The organism is Inquilinus sp., from assembly GCF_057815775.1.
In genome coordinates this window covers 1-3,980 of the sequence record NZ_JBYRFX010001165.1, presented here as the reverse complement: position 1 = coordinate 3,980, position 3,980 = coordinate 1, and the positions used below count along the sequence as shown (strand labels likewise).

General features: G+C 69.1%; 4 protein-coding genes. All 4 read right to left on the bottom strand.

Features of this window, described 5'->3' with window-relative positions; all coding sequences use genetic code 11:
• The coding region (locus tag AC3XYG_RS41240; protein WP_489145723.1) for a helix-turn-helix domain-containing protein at positions 1–709 on the bottom strand (709 nt) is incomplete at its 3' end.
• 109 nt (positions 710–818) lie between these two features.
• Entirely contained in the window at positions 819–3,062 is a 2,244-nt protein-coding gene (locus AC3XYG_RS41235) for a calcium-binding protein (protein WP_489145722.1), read from the bottom strand.
• A 47-nt stretch (positions 3,063–3,109) separates the two neighbouring features.
• Complete coding sequence (locus tag AC3XYG_RS41230) at positions 3,110–3,514, bottom strand: nuclear transport factor 2 family protein (protein ID WP_489145721.1); 405 nt, start codon at positions 3,512–3,514, stop codon at positions 3,110–3,112.
• A 234-nt stretch (positions 3,515–3,748) separates the two neighbouring features.
• Positions 3,749–3,980 (bottom strand): LuxR C-terminal-related transcriptional regulator (locus AC3XYG_RS41225; RefSeq protein WP_489145720.1); only part of this gene is annotated, 232 nt, incomplete at its 5' end.

The following is a 3,980-nucleotide window of genomic DNA, read 5'->3' as shown; positions in this document are numbered from 1 at the left end:
CGACGGCTTCGGTGCGGCTGGTCGCCTGCAGCTTGCGCATCGCCGACGCGACATACTCGTTGACCGTGTGGACCGACAGGGCCAGGCGCAGCGCCACCTGCTTGCTGGAGGCGCCGTGGGCGACACAGGCCAGGCAGTCCCGTTCGCGCGGCGCCAGCAGCGGCGAGGCGTCCTCGGCCTCGCGGGCCGCCACGGCCGACAGGCGCTGCCGGATCTTCAGGGCACGGCCGATATGCGGGCCGATATACTGCAGCAGCCGGACCTCCTCCGCTGACCAGTCGGGCCGCCGCGCCGACCGCCAGACGGACATGTGCGAGGCCAGGCCGTGCCGGTCGACATCGATCCAGTACAGGCCGCTGTGGCCGCCCTGGGGCTTGATGTAGTCGTTGTAGAATTCGGTCCGGATGAAATCCGCCTGCGGCACCAGCATGCGGTCGATGAAGACCGATCCAGGGGCCAGCCGCGGCAGCTTCGGCAGGATCGGCCAGGTCTGGTGATAATAGGCGTTGTACAGCGGGATATAGGCCGGGTCGCAGCCGACCCGGATGGCGGCATCCGACGACAGCGGCGATCCGGTCGGGTGCAGGGCCAGGGCTTCGCCGCCGAGCACGGCCGACACGCGGTCGAGCAGCGACGGCCAATCCTCGTCGCCGAGGCCCGCGGCATAGGTCTGGCCGATCAGGTCGGCGAGGGTGCGTTCATCCGGCATGACGAACCGCGGAAGGGGGATCCGATGGCCGGCTGGGATCGGCCATCGGGCTGAGAGACTATAGCAAGGATTTGTGGATTTGCGATGTCACCCGGCCGGGTGAGCGGCGCTACATCACGAAGTCGGCGGCGACGGGGGTGAGGCGGCCGGCCAGCACGATCTGGAAGTCGGCGGTGCCGTCGCCATTGGTGTCGGCGGTGACCACGGTGTCGGCGCCGCTGGCGGCAAAGCGCAATTCGCCGGCGTGGTGCGTGAAGGCGGCAGCGCCGATGAAGCGGAACGCCTGGTCGCCGGCCACACTGCTGTTCGCATCGATCAGGTGCAGGTCGATGGTATCGCCCTGGCCGTGGTTGAAGTCGGTGATGCGGTCGGCATTGGCGTTGGCCGGGCTGTCCCCGACATTGTCGTAGACGAAGCGGTCGGCACCGCCGCCGCCCGAGAGGATGTCGTGGCCGCCATCGCCGCGAAGCACGTCGTTGCCGTAGTTGCCGGACAGGGTGTCGGCCCGGCTGCTGCCGATGAGCAGGTCGTTGCCGGTACCGCCGACGACGCCTTCGATGTTGGTCAGCACGTCGCCCTGGGCGGTGCCGCCCGTGCCGGTGCCCGTGGTCAGGCTGACGGTGACGCCGGCGGTGCTTTCGGAATAGACGGCGATGTCGAAGCCGGCACCGCCATCGAGATGGTCGGCCCCGCCGGCACCCCGCAGCACGTCGTCGCCATTGCCGCCGATCAGCACGTTGGCGGCCGAACTGCCCAGCAGGGTGTCGTTGCCCTGGCTGCCATAGATGTTCTCGATCCCGACCAGGGTGTCGCCCTCGGCCGCGCCGCCTTTGCCGGTGCCGGCGGCGAGGTCGATGGTCACGCCGGTGCCGCCCTCGGTGTACATCGCCGTGTCGATGCCGGCGCCGCCGTCGAGCCGGTCGGCCCCGGCCCCGCCGCGAAGCACGTCGTTGCCGTTGCCGCCGACCAGCGTGTCGGCACCGTCCAGGCCGGTGAGCGTGTCGGACGCATCCCAACCCTGCAGCACGTTGTCGGCGGAGGAACCGGTCAGCACGTCGGCGGCCACGGTGCCGGACAGGTTCTCGATATCGCCGCTGACATAATCGCCTTCGGCTTCGCCGCCATGGCCGATGCTGCCGATCGTGACCGTCGCGCCGCCATCGCCCCAGAATTCGGCGGTGTCGACGCCGGCACCGCCCTGCAGGCGGTCGGCATCGGCCCCCCCGATCAGCGTGTCATTGCCATTGCCGCCGTCGAGCGTGTCGAAGCCCTGGGCCGACCGCAGATAGTCGTTGCCGTCCAGGCCGGTCAGCACGTCGTCGCCGGCCCGGCCCTCCAGCCAATTGTCGGCCCAGTTGCCGACCAGGGTGTCGTTGGTGTCCGAGCCGCCCAGATTCTCGAACGGACCGACGATGACATCGCCCTTGGCGTCGCCGCCGGCGCATTGCCAGGTGGTCAGGCTGACGCTGACCCCCGCCGGGCTGCCGATATAGTCGAGGAAGTCGACGCCATCGCCGCCATCCAGCTGGTCGCGCCCGGCGCCGCCGACGATGTAGTCGTCGCCGGCATCGCCCTGGATCCGGTCATCGCCATAGCCGGCATAGATGTGGTCGTTGCCCTCGCTGCCCCAGAATTTGTCGGGGTCGGCGCTGCCGGTCAGGGTGTCGTCGTAATGCGAGCCGACGATGCCTTCGATGCCCTGGAGATAGTCGCCCTCGGCGTCGCCGCCATGGGCGCTCTGTGCCCCCAGGTCGATCTGCACCCCGGATGCGCTGGCGTAGTAATCGGCGCGGTCATAGCCGTCGCCGCCGATCAGGAAGTCGCCACCGGCCTCGCCGCGCAGGATGTCGTCGCCGGCGCCGCCATCCATCCAGTCACCGCCCTCGCCGCCTTCGAGGTTGTCGTTGCCGTCGCCGCCGATGAGGGTGTCGTTGCCGGCCAGCCCGGACAGGAAGTCGCTCCCGCCATTGCCGACCAGCACGTTGTAGACGCTGGAGCCGACGATGTAGTCGTCGGCATCGGTGGCGTAGACATTCTCGATGTCGGCATAGACGGTGTCGCCATCCGCCTCGCCGCCACGGATGGAACCGCCGATGACCACCTCGACCGCGGCGCCGCTGTAGAAGACCGAATCCTGGCCGTCGCCGCCATGCAGCTGGTCGCCGCCGGTGCCGCCGGTCAGGCTGTCATCGCCGCTGTCACCCCACAGGGCATCGTCGCCGGTGCCGCCGAACAGCGAGTCGTTGCCGGCGATCCCCAGCAGCACATCGCTGCCGCCTTCGCCATACAGTTCGTCACCATCGATGCTGCCCTGGGTGACGTCGTTCGCGTCGCTGCCGTGCCAGACGGTCATGGGGTGCTCCGAAAAAGCAGGCTTCTGGGTCAGGGGATGCCGGCCGGTCAGGCCAGGGGCTTCCAGGTCTCGAACACCTGTTCGCGGGCGATCTTGCCGTCGCGCATGTGGAACACGTGCAGCAGCCGGATCTCGACCCGGTCGCCGATGGCGAAGGACGGGTCGGCGAAGCCGCCGGCCATCAGCCGGCAGCGGACCAGGCAATCGTCGACCACCCGGTCCGCGGTGGCGAAACGGTCCAGCGGCACGATCTCGACATCGGCGATCGACGCGAAGATGCGCTCGTAATTCGCCTGGATCGCGGCCTTGTCGGTCAGCACCGCGCCGGCGGCAAGAACCTCCATCACGATATCGTCGGTGTAGAGGTCCATCACCGACGCCGGGTCCCGGGCTTCGCCGCGGATATGGGCGTCGACGGTGGCGAGGTTGATGGCAATGGCATCGACAGGCATTCGGGTCACTTTCCAATCAGGCGCATGGCGCCGGGCTTCCGCGGTCCGACGGACCGCTGATGGGGAAACCTGCCCTGTTCCATGGCGTTGATCGTGATGCGTCCTGCCGCGAAGACGCCGGCGGCTGTCGGGTTTTCCCGGTGCGTCACGTTGGGCCGCAGTGTCCCGAAATGGCCGGGTCGGCTCAATCCCTGAGGATTAGGGGATGGCGCCAGGACGGGAGGACGGCGGTGATCAGCCTTCGAGCAGGCCGAGCACCAGCGCCATGGCCACCGCCTCGCTGCGGCTGGTCGCCTGCAGCTTACGCATCGCCGCGTCGACATGGTCGTTGACCGCCTGGGCCGGCAGCGCGAGCTGGCGGGCGATGTCGCTGCTGGAGGCACCGCGGGCGATCAGGGCCAGGCAGTCGCGCTCGCGCCAGGTCAGGTCGGTCTTGGTCTGCAGCAGGCCGATGGCCGTGCGCCGC